The organism is Caballeronia calidae, assembly GCF_900044055.2.
Classification (GTDB): domain Bacteria; phylum Pseudomonadota; class Gammaproteobacteria; order Burkholderiales; family Burkholderiaceae; genus Caballeronia; species Caballeronia calidae.
This window is the reverse complement of sequence record NZ_FCOX02000052.1, coordinates 13,384-29,433: the sequence shown is the minus strand read 5'-3', so window position 1 is coordinate 29,433 and position 16,050 is coordinate 13,384. Positions and strand designations below refer to the sequence as shown.

Annotated in this window: 19 protein-coding genes; all 19 read left to right on the top strand. The window is 62.4% G+C overall.

Features of this window, described 5'->3' with window-relative positions:
• Positions 1-653 precede the first annotated feature (653 nt).
• The 19 genes from AWB78_RS31960 to AWB78_RS31875 all read left to right on the top strand — a co-directional run bounded on the left by AWB78_RS31960 (position 654) and on the right by AWB78_RS31875 (position 16,048).
• Positions 654-902 carry a hypothetical protein gene (locus tag AWB78_RS31960; protein WP_157697687.1) on the top strand — a complete coding sequence of 83 codons (249 nt, stop codon included), beginning with the start codon at positions 654-656 and terminating at the stop codon, positions 900-902.
• Positions 903-914: 12 nt separating this feature from the next.
• Positions 915-1,220, top strand: coding sequence for a hypothetical protein (locus AWB78_RS46900; RefSeq protein WP_157697686.1), 306 nt, complete (start codon positions 915-917; stop codon positions 1,218-1,220).
• 82 nt (positions 1,221-1,302) lie between these two features.
• On the top strand, positions 1,303-1,605 hold the full coding sequence (locus AWB78_RS45420) for an HNH endonuclease (protein WP_082883496.1): 303 nt from the start codon (positions 1,303-1,305) through the stop codon (positions 1,603-1,605).
• Positions 1,606-1,704: 99 nt separating this feature from the next.
• Positions 1,705-2,316 carry a ParB/Srx family N-terminal domain-containing protein gene (locus AWB78_RS31950; protein WP_332460125.1) on the top strand — a complete coding sequence of 204 codons (612 nt, stop codon included), beginning with the start codon at positions 1,705-1,707 and terminating at the stop codon, positions 2,314-2,316.
• Positions 2,317-2,322: 6 nt separating this feature from the next.
• Positions 2,323-3,408, top strand: coding sequence for a DNA cytosine methyltransferase (locus tag AWB78_RS31945; protein ID WP_062610624.1), 1,086 nt, complete (start codon positions 2,323-2,325; stop codon positions 3,406-3,408).
• Positions 3,374-3,868 (top strand): phage terminase small subunit P27 family, encoded by a 495-nt coding sequence (locus AWB78_RS31940; RefSeq protein WP_198399395.1) that lies wholly within the window; start codon positions 3,374-3,376, stop codon positions 3,866-3,868. Before AWB78_RS31945 ends, AWB78_RS31940 begins: the two co-directional genes overlap by 35 nt.
• Positions 3,828-5,648 (top strand): terminase large subunit, encoded by a 1,821-nt coding sequence (locus AWB78_RS31935; protein WP_062610622.1) that lies wholly within the window; start codon positions 3,828-3,830, stop codon positions 5,646-5,648. The genes AWB78_RS31940 and AWB78_RS31935 overlap by 41 nt, the downstream gene beginning before the upstream one ends.
• Before the next feature lie 16 nt (positions 5,649-5,664).
• Positions 5,665-6,270, top strand: a complete 606-nt coding sequence (locus AWB78_RS47815; protein ID WP_062610621.1) for an HK97 family phage prohead protease — start codon at positions 5,665-5,667, stop codon at positions 6,268-6,270.
• Positions 6,267-7,670, top strand: a complete 1,404-nt coding sequence (locus AWB78_RS31925) for a phage major capsid protein (protein ID WP_062610620.1) — start codon at positions 6,267-6,269, stop codon at positions 7,668-7,670. The genes AWB78_RS47815 and AWB78_RS31925 overlap by 4 nt, the downstream gene beginning before the upstream one ends.
• A gap of 74 nt (positions 7,671-7,744) precedes the next feature.
• Entirely contained in the window at positions 7,745-8,014 is a 270-nt protein-coding gene (locus AWB78_RS31920) for a DUF7210 family protein (protein WP_157697685.1), read from the top strand.
• Between the two features lie 62 nt (positions 8,015-8,076).
• The gene (locus AWB78_RS31915) at positions 8,077-9,480 is read left to right on the top strand and encodes a phage portal protein (protein ID WP_082883500.1); all 1,404 of its coding nucleotides are present in this window, start codon (positions 8,077-8,079) and stop codon (positions 9,478-9,480) included.
• Positions 9,473-10,903 (top strand): coiled-coil domain-containing protein, encoded by a 1,431-nt coding sequence (locus AWB78_RS47810; RefSeq protein WP_062610618.1) that lies wholly within the window; start codon positions 9,473-9,475, stop codon positions 10,901-10,903. The genes AWB78_RS31915 and AWB78_RS47810 overlap by 8 nt, the downstream gene beginning before the upstream one ends.
• On the top strand, positions 10,900-11,205 hold the full coding sequence (locus AWB78_RS31905; RefSeq protein ID WP_062610617.1) for a head-tail connector protein: 306 nt from the start codon (positions 10,900-10,902) through the stop codon (positions 11,203-11,205). Before AWB78_RS47810 ends, AWB78_RS31905 begins: the two co-directional genes overlap by 4 nt.
• 2 nt (positions 11,206-11,207) lie before the next feature.
• Positions 11,208-11,588, top strand: a complete 381-nt coding sequence (locus AWB78_RS31900; RefSeq protein WP_062610616.1) for a phage head closure protein — start codon at positions 11,208-11,210, stop codon at positions 11,586-11,588.
• A complete protein-coding gene (locus tag AWB78_RS31895; RefSeq protein WP_062610615.1) occupies positions 11,585-12,085 on the top strand; it encodes an HK97 gp10 family phage protein in 501 nt (166 codons plus the stop codon). The genes AWB78_RS31900 and AWB78_RS31895 overlap by 4 nt, the downstream gene beginning before the upstream one ends.
• A gap of 10 nt (positions 12,086-12,095) precedes the next feature.
• Complete coding sequence (locus AWB78_RS31890) at positions 12,096-12,455, top strand: DUF3168 domain-containing protein (protein ID WP_062610614.1); 360 nt, start codon at positions 12,096-12,098, stop codon at positions 12,453-12,455.
• A complete protein-coding gene (locus tag AWB78_RS31885) occupies positions 12,452-13,396 on the top strand; it encodes a phage tail tube protein (protein ID WP_062610613.1) in 945 nt (314 codons plus the stop codon). Before AWB78_RS31890 ends, AWB78_RS31885 begins: the two co-directional genes overlap by 4 nt.
• Positions 13,397-13,406: 10 nt before the next feature.
• Entirely contained in the window at positions 13,407-13,742 is a 336-nt protein-coding gene (locus AWB78_RS31880; protein ID WP_062610612.1) for a hypothetical protein, read from the top strand.
• A gap of 191 nt (positions 13,743-13,933) precedes the next feature.
• Positions 13,934-16,048 carry a hypothetical protein gene (locus tag AWB78_RS31875; RefSeq protein ID WP_062610611.1) on the top strand — a complete coding sequence of 705 codons (2,115 nt, stop codon included), beginning with the start codon at positions 13,934-13,936 and terminating at the stop codon, positions 16,046-16,048.
• The last annotated feature ends 2 nt before the right edge of the window (positions 16,049-16,050 follow it).

The following is a 16,050-nucleotide window of genomic DNA, read 5'->3' as shown; positions in this document are numbered from 1 at the left end:
GGCCTCGAACGAAGACGGATCCCCAGATCGAGAGGACAGTGGGCAGGGTAGTTGATGTCGAAACGGTGTGCATGCATGTATTCGAAGCGCCCGTCGACAGCACGATCCACGTGCCCGGCTGAAAGAGTTCCCGCATCTCGCCGCGCACCATAGAGTCGACTCGCACGAAGAGGCGGCGGCTTCGTCTATGATGATTTCTCTTTAGTGTCGAGGCCGCTTGCCGACAAGCTCCGGACGGGGCTGGTAGGCCGGCCAGCCCCGGCGCTTTTCGGGTACGGGATCGCAAGATAACTCAGAGCCCGATATGCAGGTTAGATTTGTCCCAGCCCTCACGAGATCCCTATCCGGCCCCGTGGTGAGACGTCCAATATGACAGTCTGGCTGTTCAAGCCGCATCATCTATGGCGTGAACGTCTCCAATCCAGCTGAAGACGACATTCCAATGTCTCAGTGAAGTCGTAGCCGAGCGTCCATAGGTGGCCGGTTCGTGACTTTGATGAGAACCCACGGAAGCAACCACTTGCGCGACTGGGACAAATTGCCTACTCTTTCTGCAGAGTAGGCGTTGTGTGCCTTCTTCGATAATCAGTCCGCTTCCCCGCGAGGGGCAGCGGATTTTTTTTGGGGTCGCGAATTTGGCGTTGGGTCTGTGGTTGCACAAGCTGCTCGGCTATCTGTCCGTCAGCGCCATCCAGATCGCGAGTCTGCATCCCGGAGACCTGCTTGTCGCACAGCTACCCGAGCACGCGAATCAAGACCTCGCCGTGCAAATCCGCGATCTGGTCAAAGATCGTCTGCCGTTCACGGCGAACTGTGCCGTGATGATCGGTGACGACATCCGCTTCGACGTCGTCCGCCTCGTCAATCCTGCCGACCGGCCGCTGCAAAGGCCCATCGGTTGATGAGGAGGATCCATGCTATCGATCGAGCAAGCGCGCGAGATGCGCCAAGGCGTGTCGTTGAGCGGTGACCGGAACCAGTGCGCCGAATGCGGCGAACTTTTCAACAGCGTCTATTCGTTCGAAAAGGATCGCACAGGAACGATCGGTGTCTATCAAGGCAGACGCTCGCCGCTGCATGGACCTGAGCGAGATGCGGATGCTCGGCATGGTCAAGAACGCTGCGGGCTTCTGGGTCACGGAACGTTTGACCGCTCAGGGTATCAAGCAACGAAACGAAGCGTTCGTCATGAGGGAGACGGGCGAAACAGCCGCTGCTGACCCGTCGCGAGTACTGAGACACCTATGAGCGCCCGCAAGGAGTTTTAGCGAAATGGGCAACTGATTTTCCCGCCGTTCTGTGATGTCCGAGAACCAGCAGCGCCAGACCCGCACCCGTGGCCGTGCGTGGCAGCGCGTACGATCGCGCCAGCTAAAAGCCCATCCGCTCTGTGCTGTGTGTCTCGCTGCGGGATTGGTGATGCAGGCCGACGAAGTCGACCACGTTCTGCCTCTGGTCAAGGGAGGCACCGACCATCCGAGCAATCTGCAATCGCTCTGCACGCCGTGTCACGAGGCGAAGACTCGCGACGACCTCGGACTGCACGCCCTGGGCTGCGACCTAAACGGCGTGCCCGTCACGCCCGCGCAGCAATCCAAACGATGAACGCGACGACCTCGCGCGCCTCGACTCGGGGGAGCCGAGCCGGGGTGGCTTGTAACTTTTTTCGAGCCAGCCGGACACCACGCGCGCTGGTTTATTTTTATGGCCGCTTTTCCGGGATTAGGGGGCCAAATGGGACGACGCACCGCAGCGACGCAGGAACCAGAAACGCCGGAACCGGCCGCAGACGCGCCAGAATCGCGCAGGACGTCTCCGTGGCCGGCGACGAATATCGAACGTCGTCCGCTCGGTCTGCTCGTCCCGTACGCGCGTAATGCGCGACTTCATTCCGACGCGCAAATCAGCCAGATCATGGCTTCGATGCGCGAGTGGGGATGGACGCAGCCGATTCTCGTCAGCGAGAACGACACGATCATCGCGGGTCACGGTCGCGTCATGGCGGGCTTGCGGCTAGGTCTCGGCGAGGCTCCGGTCATGGTCGCGCGCGGATGGTCGGATTCGAAGATTCGCGCGTACGTGATCGCGGACAACCGGCTTGCGGAAAACGCGTCATGGGATCGCGAGATGCTCGGATCAGAACTGTCCGAACTGCGCGACGCGTTCGATCTTTCTCTGACGGGTTTCACGACCGGCGAAATCGATGCGATGACCGTCACCGATCTGCCCGAGTTGGGCGTCGCGTATGACGAGCGCGCTGCTGAACAGGTCAAGTTCATCAAGTGCCCGGAGTGCGGGCATGAGTTCCCGAGGTAAGACGCTATGGCTTATCCAGACCGACTCGCTGAGGCGTGGGAGGCGCATCTCGCGCCGCGTGCTGCTGACGCGCCGACGGTCGTCTCGACGTTCGCCGGTTGTGGTGGCTCGTCGCTCGGCTATTCGATGGCTGGCTTTGAGGAAAGGCTCGCGGTCGAATGGAGCGAGAAACAGGCGGCGTCCTTCAGCGCGAACTTTCCGCTTGTCCCGCTTTATCTTGGTGACATTGCCGAGTTGAGCGACGACGAAGCGCTGCGCCGCGCCAAGCTCGTGCCGGGTGAGCTCGACGTGTTCGACGGCTCGCCGCCGTGTCAGGGCTTCTCGACGGCGGGCTCGCGCCGCTTCGATGACGGGCGCAATCAACTATTCCTCGAATTCCTGCGGCTGCTGCGCGCATTCGCGCCTAGGGCGTTCGTCATGGAGAACGTTCGCGGGATGGTCATCGGCAAGATGCGCCTGATTTTCGCGGAAATCATCAAGCAACTGAAAGACGCGGGCTATCAGGTCAGCGCGCGCGTTCTGGTCGCGGGCTATTACGGCGTGCCGCAGATGCGCCCGCGCATGATTATCGTCGGGATCAGGAACGACCTCGCCGCCCTGGGCGTCGAGCCCTCGCACCCGAAGCCGTTCATGCACCCGCCGATCGTGCGCGAGGCGTGGCATGGGCTTGTCAACACGCCCGAGGAATGTCAGGTCGCGCGCTTCGGTGAGAACCGCATCGTGCATCGACTGCTGTTCCGTATGCAGCCCGGCGAGAGCGGCGACCAGTACCACCCGAACAAGCAGCTTTACGGACTGCACCGGCTCGACCCGAACAAGCCAAGCCCGACGATCCTGCGCAACGGCGGTGCCGGTGGCGCGTGCGAAGCGTGTCACCCGAGCGAGCATCGGCGAATCACGATCGCGGAAGCGAAGCGCCTGGGCTCGTTTCCTGATCCGTTCGTCCTGCGAGGCACGTTCGAGGAACGATGGGCGGCGATCGGCAACTGCGTGCCGCCGCTATTCATGCGCGCGATCGCGTCGCACGTTCGCGGTCTGATCGATCAGGCCGCGCGGATTGAAGCAGAGGAACATCATGCCGCAACCCCGTAAGCCGACCGCACTGCGCATCATCGAGGGCAACCGCGAAAAGCGCCCGCTGCCGAAGAATGAACCTAGGCCGCGCCGCGGCGTGCCTCAGCCGCCGCCGCATCTCGTCGGATTCGCGCTCGAAGAATGGGAACGGATCACGCCAGAACTGCACCTGTCGGGCGTGTTGACGATGATCGACGGCGCGGTGCTGGCCGCCTACTGCCAAGCCTATGCGCGCTGGCGCGAGGCCGAGGAAGCAATTCTGCGCATGAAGGCGCGCGACAAGCTGACGGCCGCGCTGATGATAAAGACGAAGAACGGGAACGCGATCCAGAACCCGCTGGTGGGCGTCGCCAATCGCTCGATGATGCTGATGCACCGTTTTGCTAACGAGTTCGGTATGTCGCCCGCCGCGCGCGCCCGTCTCGAAGTCGAACCGCATGACCACGGCCAAGCCAACAAAGCCGACACGTACTTCTGATCCGGTGCGCGAGTATGCGCGCGCCGTTGTGTCGAGGAAGATTGTCGCGGGGCCGCACGTCCGCGACGCGTGCCGGCGACATATCAACGATTTGAAGGTCGCGCGCGCCCGCGGACTCAGGTGGGATCAGAAAGCGGCACAGCGCGCGATCGACTTCTTTCATGACGTGCTGTGTCTGAACGGCGGCGAGTTCGAGGGCAAGCCGTTCCAGCTTCTGCCGTGGCAGCAGTTCGTCGTCGGCTCGATCTTCGGCTGGAAGCGTGAGGACGGCACGCGCCGCTTTCGCGAGGTCTATATTGAGGGTGGCAAGGGTTGCGGGAAGTCGCCGCTGGCGGCCGGGATCGGGCTGTATATGCTGGTCGCCGATGGCGAGGCGCGCGCCGAAGTCTATGCAGCGGCGACGCGGCGCGATCAGGCGATGGTGCTGTTCCGCGATGCCGTCGCGATGGTCCAGCTCTCGCCGGCGCTCGCATCGCGCACGACGCTTTCCGGCCGGGATGATCGGGTCTGGAACATCGCCTACGTCAAGACCGGCTCGTTCTTCCGGCCGATCGCGTCAGACGACAGCGGCCAGAGCGGACCGCGCCCCCATTGCGGGCTGATCGACGAGGTGCACGAGCACAAGAGCCCGACCGTCATCAACATCATGCGCGCCGGCAAGAAAGGACGCCGCCAGCCGCTGATCCTGATGATTACAAATTCGGGATTCGATCGGACCTCCGTCTGCTATGAGCAGCACGAGTACGGCGCGCGCGTGTCGTCGGGGATGATCGATGACGACGCGTACTTTGCCTATGTCTGCGCGCTCGACGAGGGCGAAGAACCGTTCGATGACGAGTCGTGCTGGATCAAGGCGAATCCGTCGCTTGGCTCGACCATCGAGAACAACTATCTGCGCGAGCAGGTACGGCAGGCGCGCGGGATGCCGTCACTCGAATCGACCGTGCGGCGCCTGAACTTCTGCCAGTGGGTGGACGCCGCTGATCCGTGGATCAGTTCGGACCTCTGGTGCAAGTGCGAAGTCGGCGCACCGCCGATCACGCAAACATCGAGCGAACGCGAAAGCGGCGCAACGCAATGGGATCAGGTCATCGAGGACGCCCGCCGCGAGCGCGACGCGCTGATCGAGCGCATGAAGGGTCAGCCGATCAGTGGCGGGCTCGACCTCTCGGGCACGCGTGATCTGACCGCGCTCGCGCTCGCGTGCGAACAGGACGATGGCAGTGTCGATGCGTTCGTCGAGTTCTGGACGCCTGGCGACACGTTGCGCGATCGCGCCCAGCATGACCGCGTGCCTTATGAGGCATGGGTCAAGGCGGGATTCCTACATGCCTCGAAAGGTCGCGCGGTGGATTACGGCGATGTGGTGCGGCGGCTGGCGGCGCTCGATGCCGAACTCGCGATCGGCGGGCTCGCGTTCGACCCGTACCGCATCAAGTACTTCGAGCGCGACCTCGACGACGAGAGCTTGACCATCAGGCTCGTCCCGCACGGTCAGGGGTTCTTCCGCGCGGCCGAGTCGGGTCTATGGATGCCGCGCTCGATCGAGCAGGTCGAGGGACTTGTATTCGAGCGAAAGCTCCGCGTCGCGTTCAACCCCTGCCTGCGCTGGAACGTCCTCTCGACCGTGACCGAGACAGACGCAAAGAACAACCGCATCTTCAACAAGCGCAAAGCGACGGGCCGGATCGATGGACTTGTCGCGCTAACGATGGCTGTTGCGCTCGTGCTCGAAAAGAAGAACGAACGCGAGCCCGAGTTCCAGATGTTTTTCCTGTAACCCCGAGAGGTACGCCATGAAGCTAGAACGCGCCTACACGCTGCTGGAGGTGCGCGGGACGGATGACGACGCGCGCAGCATCGAGGGTATCGCCAGCACGCCCGCGCCCGACCGTTATGAGGACGTGGTTGAACCGCTGGGCGCGAAGTACGCGCTGCCGATGCCGCTTCTCTGGCAGCACCGCAGCGACGCGCCGGTCGGTCACGTCGAGTTCGCCAAGGCGCAAGCCGATGGCATTCCGTTCAAGGCGCGCATCCTCAAGACCGACGAACCCGGAACGCTGCGCGACCGCCTCGAGGAAGCGTGGCAATCGGTCAAGCTGGGTCTAATCCGCGCCGTCTCGATCGGCTTCCGTCCGCTCGAATACTCCGTGATCGAGGGCGGCGGCATTCGCTTTCTGTCTTGGGAGTGGCTTGAACTTTCGCTCGTGACAATCCCCGCCAACGGAGAAGCCACGATCAACGTTGTCCGCAGCATCGACGCCACGGAACGGGCCGCGTCCGGCCAAGGTTCCTCGGTAATCGAAAGTCCTGCCTCTCATATCGTGCGCCTGCACGATGACTCGACCTCGCGCGCTCGCGAACCATTTGTGATTCAGACTATCCATCGGAGCGTGAAATGAAATTCACCATTCAAGAACAGATCGCGGCCTATGAAGCGCGCCGCACGACCGCCACCGCGCGCATGACCGAAATCATGGAAGCGTCCGCCGAAGTGGGAGCCACGCTCGACACCGCGCAGCAAGAGGAATTCGACGGCTTACAGCAAGACCTCGAAGCGATCGACGGTCATATCCGCCGCCTCAAGACCATCGAGACGCAAGTCCTGCGCTCAGCTTCCCCGATCATCGTCACCGATCCCGCGAGCGCCAGCGTCGCGCGCGCGCCCGTCAACGCCATGACGACGACCGGCGCGGGACACAGTGTCACGGTGCAGCGCAATCTTCCCAAGGGTCTTGCGTTTACCCGGTATGCGATCGCGCTGGCGCGCTCGCGCGGCAATCTGATGCAAGCGCTCGAAGTCGCGCGCGGCTGGCACGACAGCACGCCCGAAGTCGAGACCGTGCTGCGCGCGGCCGTCGCCGCGGGCACGACGACTGACCCCGCCTGGGCTGCGCCGCTCGTCGAGTATCAGAACATGACCGGCGAGTTCATCGAACTGCTGCGCCCGGCAACGATCATCGGTCGCATTCAAGGCTTCCGGCGCGTTCCGTTCAATATCCAGATGCCCGCGCAAAAGAGTTCGTCCACTGCGCAGTGGGTCGGTGAAGGCAAACCCAAGCCCGTCAGCGCGCTCGCGTTCGAGACGATGCGCTTGGGCTTCGCGAAGGTCGCCGGCATCGTCGTGCTGACAGATGAGCTCGTGCGCTTCTCCAATCCGAGCGCGGAAGGCATCGTCCAGCGCGATCTGGTCGAAACGATCACGCAGCTGCTCGATCACGATTTCGTCGACCCGGCCAAGGCGGAAGTCCCGGACGTCTCGCCGGAATCGATCACGCATCAGGCAACCTACATCGACGCGACCGGCACGACCGCCGACGCGCTGCGCTGGGACGTCCGTTCGCTGTTCTCGGCGTTCACCGCGAACAACGCATCGGTCGCGGGAGCTTACTGGATCATGGACCCGGTGATCGCGCTGACGATCGGCATGATGGTCAACCCCCTCGGACAGGCCGAGTTCCCCGGTATCGATCAGAACGGCGGCGTCCTGTACGGTCTGCCGGTGATCTGCTCGACCAACGTGCCGAAGGACGCCAACGACCTGTACTACATCATCCTCGTCAAGCCGTCTGAAGTCTTGATGGCGGACGATGGCGGTGTGACGCTCGACGCCTCGCGCGAAGCGAGCCTGCAGATGGACAGCGCGCCCGCCGCCGGTGCCTCGCAGCTTGTCAGCCTTTGGCAAAACAACATGATCGCGCTGCGTGCCGAGCGGTTCATCAACTGGAAAGCGCGTCGCGCGCTCGCGTGCGCCTACATTCGCGGCGCGAACTACGGCGCACCGGAAGAAGCCGCGCCGTAATACCACACAGAACGAGCTGTGTGTAAAACGAAGGGCATCCCATGCGGATGCCCTTTTTTCATGGAGAGGTCGAAATGAAAGTCAAGGTCAAGCGGGCATTGAGCTACGCCAACAAGCGATACGCGGCCGGGGACGTGCTCGATATGAGCACGCGCGACGCGAAGCTCATGGCGGCGGTCGGACGCGTCAGCATGGCAGCCGAACCGACACCGACGGAGGAACCTGACATGCCGCCGCCCAAATCGAGCAAGGGCAAGAAGCGCAGCGGCTACAAACGCCGTGACATACAGGCCGAGGATGCAAACGCTGAGGCTGCAACAGCCGAACCCCCTCAAAGTGAATGATCATGCGACTTTTAGGCTTGGACATCAGCGTGTCGCGGGCTGCGCGTACCAAGCCGATCCCGATGGACGCACAAGCGGTCGGGAGCGGTACGCTCGGACCGTTCGGCTCGGGCGGCTGGTGGCCGCTAATCGTGCGCGAAGCGTTCGCGGGCGCGTGGCAACAGAACTTCGAGCTACGCCCCGAGACGATCCTCGCCTATCACACGGTTTATGCGTGTATCACGCTAATCAGCGCCGACATTGGCAAGCTCGCCATGCGCCTAATGAAGATGGACGGCGAAGTCTGGATCGAGAGCACGTCCGCGGCATTCTCGCCGGTGCTGCGCAAGCCGAACCGGTACCAGAACCATATCCAGTTCATCGAGAACTGGATTATGAGCAAGCTAACGCGCGGCAACGCCTACGTCCTCAAGGAGCGCGACAATCGCGGCATCGTCATTGCGCTCTATGTGCTCGATCCCAACCGCGTGCGTCCGCTCGTGACGGAAGACGGCGCGGTCTATTACCAGCTTGACCTCGACACGCTCGCCGGGATCAATCCGGGCGATTATGGTCAGCAGGTCGTCGTGCCGGCGAGCGAAATCATCCACGATCGGATGAACTGTCTCTTTCATCCCCTGTGCGGCACGTCTCCGCTTTTCGCGTGTGCGCTCGCCGCGCGTCAAGGTCTTGCCATCCTGAACAACAGCGCCGCGTTCTTCGAGAATGGCGCGGAGCCCGGAGGGATTCTGGTCGCGCCGGGCGCGATCAGCGACGAGACCGCCAAGCGCCTGAAAGATCGATGGGAAACCAACTATGGCGGGGCCAATCGCGGGCGCATCGCGGTCCTGGGCGACAACCTGAAATACGAACCGCTGACGATGACCGCCGTTGATGCTCAACTGATCGAGCAGCTAAAGATGACGAGCGAAATCGTATGCTCCGTTTTCCACGTCCCCGGTTATATGGTCGGCGTCGGCACCGCGCCCACGTACAACAACATTGAGGCACTTTCACAGAACTACTACAGCCAGTGCTTGCAGAGTTTGATCGAGTCGTTTGAACTCTGCATGGATGAGGGGCTCGCGCTACCCGACGTGTACCGAACGGAGCTCGACCTCGACGGGCTGCTGCGCATGGATACGGCAACGATGGTCAAGACGCTGACCGATGGCGTCGGCGGCGGGATCGTCGCGCCGAATGAAGCACGCAAGCGCCTCAACATGCGTCCCGTCAAGGGCGGCCAGACGCCCTACCTGCAACAACAGAACTACTCGCTCGCCGCGCTCGACGAGCGCGATCGCAACCAGCCTTTCGCGAAGCCAGATCCGGCGCCGGTGGCCGGCACGCCCGCGAGCACGTCACCGCCCGCGGCCGAGGACGACCCGAGCGACGACACGACGACGAGCGAGACCGATCAGGAGCGCGCCGCACGCTGGTATCGACGGTTGATCGCGAGTCTCACAGAGGGAGACGACCATGCGTGACGTCACCGGCATTCCCGACGCGCTGCTCGACGTGATCGCGCGCGTGATCCGCCAGCATGTGCAGAGCTGTTGCGCCGCGCTCGTCACACGGCTCGACGCGCTCGAAAAGCTGTGCGCGCGCGAGCCCGTTGTGAACGTGACGAGCTTCCCCGTCAAGGACCATAGCGAGACGATCGAGAGCTTGCGCCGCGAGCAGGAACAACATACGCGGGAGGCAGGCGAAGACCGCCGCGCAATCGACCGGCTCCAGAACAGCATCGACGCCCTGGGCGAACGCGTGAACGAGCGTTTTCAGGCGCTGACCATCCCGACCGTCAAGGACTATTCCGAGACGATCGAGGGATTGCGCCGGGAACAGGAGCAACACGCTTCGGGAGCGGTCGAAGACCGCCGCGCGATTGACCGATTGCAGACCGGCATCGACGCCTTAGGCGAACGCGTGAACGAGCGTTTCCAGGCGCTGACCATCCCGACTGTCAAGGACTATTCCGAGGCGATCGAGGGATTGCGCCGGGAACATGAGCAGCACGCGTCAGGAGCGGCCGAGGACCGCCGCGCGATCGACCGGTTGCAGAACGGCATCGACGCCTTAGGCGAACGCGTGAACGAGCGTTTTCAGGCGCTGACCATCCCGACCGTCAAGGACTATTCCGAGGCGATCGAGGGATTGCGCCGGGAACAGGAGCAACACGCTTCGGGAGCGGTCGAAGACCGCCGCGCGATTGACCGATTGCAGAACGGCATCGACGCCTTAGGCGAACGCGTGAACGAGCGTTTCCAGGCGCTGACCATCCCGACTGTCAAGGACTATTCCGAGGCGATCGAGGGATTGCGCCGGGAACATGAGCAGCACGCGTCAGGAGCGGCCGAGGACCGCCGCGCGCTCGACCGCTTGCAGCATAGCTTCGCCGCCCTGGGCGAACGTCTGAAGACGCTGGAAACGTGCGAGATGCCGATCCCGAAAGACGGCGAACCGGGGCGCGACGCGTTCGAGATTGACGTCCTGCCGGTGATCGACTTCGGGCGTGACTATCCACGCGGCACGCTCGCGCAGCATCAGGGCGGGATCTGGCGCGCGCACGCGAACACGCACGGCGGCCACGGCTGGTCATGCGTCGTCGATGGCATCGCATCGACACACGTCTCGATGGAAAGCGAACGCAGCTTCACGGTGCATATCGAGCGCGCGAGCGGCGCGCATGAGTCGGCCAGCTTCGCCGTGCCGGTCATGATCTATCGCGGTGTGTATCGGGGCGGCGAGACGTATCGGCGCGGCGACGTGGTGACGTGGGCGGGCTCGCTCTGGCATTGCAACGCGACGACCGACACGAAGCCCGACGCGGGCGGCGACGCCTGGACGCTCGCAGCCAAGCGCGGACGCGACGGCAAGGACCGCATGCGTGTCGTGGGAGAAGCGGCATGAACGGCGACCTTGTGACGATCGACGAAGCGCGCGCGGCGCTCAGGCTAGACGACGACTTCCCTGGTATGACGATTCAGCTTGCGGTCTCCGGCGCGAGCGATGCGGTCTTGGCGTATCTGAAGCGCGATCCGTACACGGACGAAGATCCGCCACCGCCCAACGTCAAACAGGCGACGCTGCTCTTGACCGGAATCTTTATCCGCGATCCCGATGGCGTCGAGTCGCAGACGTGGGAACAAGGCTATCTGCCTTGGGCTGTCTGCAATCTGCTGCATCAGCGGCGCGACCCGGCGATGGAGTAGAGATGCCGACCAAGACAACCGGCATGTCGGGCGGCGCACTACGTCACCGCGTGCAGCTGCAGGAGCCCGTCGTCCAGATCGACGACGCGAGCGGCGAACCCGTCATCACGGACTGGATCGACAAGGGCACGCCTGTTTGGGCCGCTATCGAGCCCGTCTCCGGTCGTGAATGGCTTCTATCGGCTGAGTTCCGCGAGGGCGTGACGACGCGTATCCGCATCCGCTGGCGCGATGACGTGACCTCGACGTGGCGCGTCATTCATACGCGCACGAGCGGCCAGACGGTCTACAGCATCGACGCCGTTCTTCCGCGCCTCGAAGGTATGTCCGAGCTTCATCTCATGTGCAGTAGCGGCGTAAACCCGCAAGGAGGTCAACCGTGATTTCAATCGAATCCGTTCAGGGGCTCGCGGAACTCGACCACTTCCTTTCGACGTTGCCCGAGGAAGTCCAGCGCTCGATGCTGTCGGGCTCGCTACGCGACGCGGCGAAACCCGTCATGAATCAGGCGATGCTCAATGTCCTGACGTTGTTCGGCGGCAAGCCGCGATCGAGCGGCGTGCTGTTTTCACATATCACGCGCAGCAAGTACAAGCGCACCGGCTATGCCTCGCGCGTGGACGTCACGCTCAACCGGCCGCGCGGCGCGGCGTCCAAGCAGTCTCAGATCATCAACGGCGTGCGCAAGCCCTACGGACAGGACCCGTTCTATGGGCGCTTCCTCGAGTTCGGCACGTCCAAGATGCGTGCGTATCCGTGGCTGCGTCCCGCCGCGATTGCCAAGCAGAGCGAGGCAAACCGCGCGATGAACCGCGCCTTGCAAAAACGCATGCTGCTCTGGTGCAAGCGCAACGGCGTGCGCTACACGGTCGGGCAATGAGGGGCGCGCGATGACCGAGGAAGAATTCTTCGCCGTGCTCTATAGCGCGATGCCTGGGCGCGTGTTTACGCCGATCGCACCGGCCGGCGCCGTCGAGCCGTATTTGATCTATCAGGACATCACGAGCATGCCGCAAAACAGTATGTGCGGTTATGCCGGGCTCGATGAAGTGCATTGGCAAGTCGACAGCTACGCGCGCACACGTCGCGAAGCGAAAGCGAACATGCAGAGCGTGAAGCGCGCCTTGCGATCGATCGACCCTCAACCCACCATCGAGAACGAGCAGTCGTTGTATGAGACGGAGACGCGGCTTAATCGCCGCATGGCGCAGGTCATTACGTGGGACGACTCAACCGGAGAGACAGCATGAGCAAGAAAGCTATCAGTGCGCAGAACACGAAAATGTATCTGGAAAATCTCACGTCAGCGCCGATCGCGACCGGAGAGATTACCGATGCGAGCAAGTCCGCGCCGTGCTATGTCGAGTTTGATGACGTCTCCAAGCTTAAAAACGGAATACCGATCTATGTCAGCGGGACCGGCTGGACTTCGATCGACAATCAAGAGTGGATTCTGCAAAACATCGATGTTGATGCGAAGACGGCTGCGCTCTATAACAGCGACACGACGACCGAGACGACCGATGTCAGCGACGGCCCGGGCGCGATGTACCAAGTCAATGCGTTCGATGACGTCTGCGCGCGCACGTACACGATCAACCAGACCCCGGCGACGAGCATCGATACCACGACGCTATGCGACGCCGAGAAAACCTCGCTCGTTGGCTTCCGCGATCCCGGCACGCTGACGTTCGACTTCTTTATCGACCCAACCGATCCGGCTTATCTCGCACTGCTGGAGGCTTATGACGATGGCGACGAACGACAGTTCGAGATCATCTATCGCAACGGCGCGGTCCGCACCTTGCCGGTGGTCGTGCAATCGATCAATGAGACGGGCGGCGTCGATCAGGCAATCGCGGGCAGCGCCACGCTCAAGATTGTCGGTCAGCCGATCTTGACGCAGCCGGTCTCTGTACAACCTCCGGCCTATGCGGTAGACGTCAACTTGACGCCAACGAGCGGCACGGCTCCGCTCGCCGTCACCTTGACTCTTACCGAGCAGAACGGCACGGCATCAAAGTTCGTCGTGACGTGGGGCGACGGTACGGCCGACGACACTATGACCACCGGCACGCTCACCAAGGGACATACCTACGACACGGCAGGCGCTTATACGCCGGGCGTCGTCGCGACGGTCTTCGGCATTACCAAGCCCGCCGTACAGGGTGACGCGGTTACGGTGAGCTAAGGACGAGACCATGAACGATATGCCTGTCAGCGTCGAGACGACGCCGCGCTTCTTTACGATCGAGCATCGCGAGGAAGTCGTCCCGACCGAATGCTTTGGTCCGGTCACGATCCGCGAGGTATCCGCGAAGCAGATTCAGGCGATCCATGCCGAGTATGCCGAGAACAAGGACGAACAGAAATTCGGCTATCTGCTGCTGTGCGCGACCGCGTTTGGTCCGCATGGCGAGCGCTTTTCGATGGACGTGTTCGAAGACATGCCGGTGCGCGCGTTCGATGACGTACGCCGACTGATCGAAGTCGCGGTCAAGATCAACGGCAAAGCGAGCGAAGTGGAAAAAGCCTGACCGCCCCTTCCATGCGCCTCGTCTTTGCAATCGCTTCGCACTTGCATATGACGGCGGGGACGGTCCTGAACACGATGGGCGCACATGAGCTTATGTGTTGGGCTCAGGTGCTTGGCGACGCAAAGAAGCCGCCGCCAGCGCTTGAATTGAGCGTCGAGGACGAGATCGCCGCGTGGCGGTAAGGAGGCATCATGGCGTCGGCTGGGTCGTTGATATTCGAACTTGCCGCGGACGTTTCGCGCTTGCGCACCGATATGAACAAGGCGCAGGCCGAAATCAAGTCGTCGCTCGACAGTATCGCCAAGAGCACCGCGGGAACGGCGGTGCTCTTGGGCGCAGAGTTCGCAATGGGCTTTGCGCGGGGCTTTGCCGATAAGGTCGGCGCGGCGCTCGAAAGCGTCGATGCCATGAGCAAGATGGCGCAGAGCATCGGCACGGCGACGGAGAACCTAAGCGGGCTCGCGTATGCAGGTCAACTTGCGGACGTCTCGACCGAACAACTCTCGACCTCGTTCAAGAAGCTCAACGAGTCGATGCTCGAAGCGAAGGACCCCGCCAGCAAGAGCGCGGCCGCATTCAAGGCGATCGGCCTCAGCGCTCAAGAACTCTGGTCGAAAGACCCGGCTGAGCAGTTCCGAACCATCGCTGAAGCTATCTCGGGCTTCCGGGACGGCAATGAAAAAGCGGCGGTCGCCGTCGAGCTATTCGGCAAGGCGGGCATGCAGCTGATCCCGCTGCTGAACGCGGGCGCGGACGGCCTCGACGAAGCGGCGCAAGAGGCGCAAAAGCTCGGGCTGATCGTCTCGACGGAGACAGGTCTCGCGATTGAGAACCTCAACGACGATATGACCCGACTCGAAGAGGTCGGTGAAGGCGCGGCCGTGACGATCGCGGGACGTCTGGCGCCGGCGCTCGATACGTTCGCGAAGTCCGCTGTCGAAGCGTCGACCACGAGCGTGCTATGGCAAGACACGCTCGAAGCAATCGGCTCGTTCCTGTCGGACTTCATTATCAATTTGACACGCGTATTCGGCGTCGTCAGCATCGGCTACAAGGAAGCCGTCGGCTACGCGAACGCGGCGAAGCAAGTCTTCTCGGGCGACTTCGCGGGCGCGGCGAAGACCGCCGCGGAAGCGTCGAAAGCGTCTCTGCAAGCGACCGCCGATCTTGACTTCACAATCCAGCAGACCCGCGAGCGCTCGACCAAACAGGCGCGCGAAGAATCCGCCGCCTGGGGCGTCGTTGGACGCAACGCCGAGAAGAGCGGCAGGGAAATCCTGCATTATTCGGCTGCGCTCGATAAGGTTGGCGGTAGCGCCAAGAAGACCAAGAAGGAAGTCGATGAATTCAAGTCGATCATGGATCAACTCGCTGCGGACGCGGCGAAGATGGCCGCGCAAGGCGATCCGATGAAGGAGTTCTTGGCGAATCCGAAACTGCAGGCGCTGACGCCCGACCAGCAACGCAAGGCGATCGAGTACAAGCAATGGATCATCGATACGACCAAGGCCCTCAAGGATCTGGCCGACGCCGAGAAGCGCAAGAACGAAGCGCAGCAGGACGGACTTGATGATCTGATCGCGCAGATCGACGCCACCGAGAAATTCGCCGATGCCACGAAGCGCGCGATCGATCCCGTCATCGAATATCGCGAAGCGATCATCGCGCTCGAAAAAGCCAGAAAGGCCGGCGCGCTCACGGCCTCCGAATATGCTGACGCCCAGAAGTACTTCCAGAAGCAGCTACAAGAGACGGTGAATAAAACCGAACCGCTGAGCGACCAGATCAAGGAGCTACAGCAAGCGATCGAGGGCTTCGGTCAGAAATCCAGTGAAGCCTTTGTCGAATTCATCTTCGGCACGAAGGACGTAGCGATCAGCTTCCGCGAAATGGTCGCGTCAATCCTCAAGGACCTTGCTAGCATGCTGGTCTATCAGAACGTTTTCAAGCCGCTGTTCTCCGGGATCAGTGACAAGGCAGGCAAGTTCGATTGGGGCAGTCTATTCACGCGGCAAGGCGGCGGTCCGGTATCGGCGGGCAGCTTATACCAAATCAACGAGATTCCCGGCCGCGCCGAGTACTTCCTTCCGAACGTGCCTGGGCGCATCGTCACCGACGCGGGCGCGACGGGCGGCGGCTCGAACGTCGTCGTCAACATCAACATGACGCGCGACGATCGCGCGACGCAGGACACGACCGCGAGCGACCGGCAGACCGCCGAACTCGGCAACCGCATTGCGACGGTCGTGCGCTCGGTCATCTCTCAAGAGAAGCGCCAAGGCGGGCTGCTCGCGCCGACGCGCTAAGG

What these genes read in the sequence shown, in the direction of transcription:
- AWB78_RS31875 (WP_062610611.1), top strand. Translation starts at nt 13,934, where the DNA reads ATGGCGTCGGCTGGGTCGTTGATATTCGAACTTGCCGCGGACGTTTCG.
- AWB78_RS31905 (WP_062610617.1), top strand. Translation starts at nt 10,900, where the DNA reads ATGAACGGCGACCTTGTGACGATCGACGAAGCGCGCGCGGCGCTCAGG.
- AWB78_RS31885 (WP_062610613.1), top strand. Translation starts at nt 12,452, where the DNA reads ATGAGCAAGAAAGCTATCAGTGCGCAGAACACGAAAATGTATCTGGAA.
- AWB78_RS31935 (WP_062610622.1), top strand. Translation starts at nt 3,828, where the DNA reads ATGACCACGGCCAAGCCAACAAAGCCGACACGTACTTCTGATCCGGTG.
- AWB78_RS46900 (WP_157697686.1), top strand. Translation starts at nt 915, where the DNA reads ATGCTATCGATCGAGCAAGCGCGCGAGATGCGCCAAGGCGTGTCGTTG.
- AWB78_RS31920 (WP_157697685.1), top strand. Translation starts at nt 7,745, where the DNA reads ATGAAAGTCAAGGTCAAGCGGGCATTGAGCTACGCCAACAAGCGATAC.
- AWB78_RS31915 (WP_082883500.1), top strand. Translation starts at nt 8,077, where the DNA reads ATGGACGCACAAGCGGTCGGGAGCGGTACGCTCGGACCGTTCGGCTCG.
- AWB78_RS31890 (WP_062610614.1), top strand. Translation starts at nt 12,096, where the DNA reads ATGACCGAGGAAGAATTCTTCGCCGTGCTCTATAGCGCGATGCCTGGG.
- AWB78_RS45420 (WP_082883496.1), top strand. Translation starts at nt 1,303, where the DNA reads ATGTCCGAGAACCAGCAGCGCCAGACCCGCACCCGTGGCCGTGCGTGG.
- AWB78_RS31925 (WP_062610620.1), top strand. Translation starts at nt 6,267, where the DNA reads ATGAAATTCACCATTCAAGAACAGATCGCGGCCTATGAAGCGCGCCGC.
- AWB78_RS31900 (WP_062610616.1), top strand. Translation starts at nt 11,208, where the DNA reads ATGCCGACCAAGACAACCGGCATGTCGGGCGGCGCACTACGTCACCGC.
- AWB78_RS47815 (WP_062610621.1), top strand. Translation starts at nt 5,665, where the DNA reads ATGAAGCTAGAACGCGCCTACACGCTGCTGGAGGTGCGCGGGACGGAT.
- AWB78_RS31950 (WP_332460125.1), top strand. Translation starts at nt 1,705, where the DNA reads ATGGCCGCTTTTCCGGGATTAGGGGGCCAAATGGGACGACGCACCGCA.
- AWB78_RS31880 (WP_062610612.1), top strand. Translation starts at nt 13,407, where the DNA reads ATGAACGATATGCCTGTCAGCGTCGAGACGACGCCGCGCTTCTTTACG.
- AWB78_RS31945 (WP_062610624.1), top strand. Translation starts at nt 2,323, where the DNA reads ATGGCTTATCCAGACCGACTCGCTGAGGCGTGGGAGGCGCATCTCGCG.
- AWB78_RS47810 (WP_062610618.1), top strand. Translation starts at nt 9,473, where the DNA reads ATGCGTGACGTCACCGGCATTCCCGACGCGCTGCTCGACGTGATCGCG.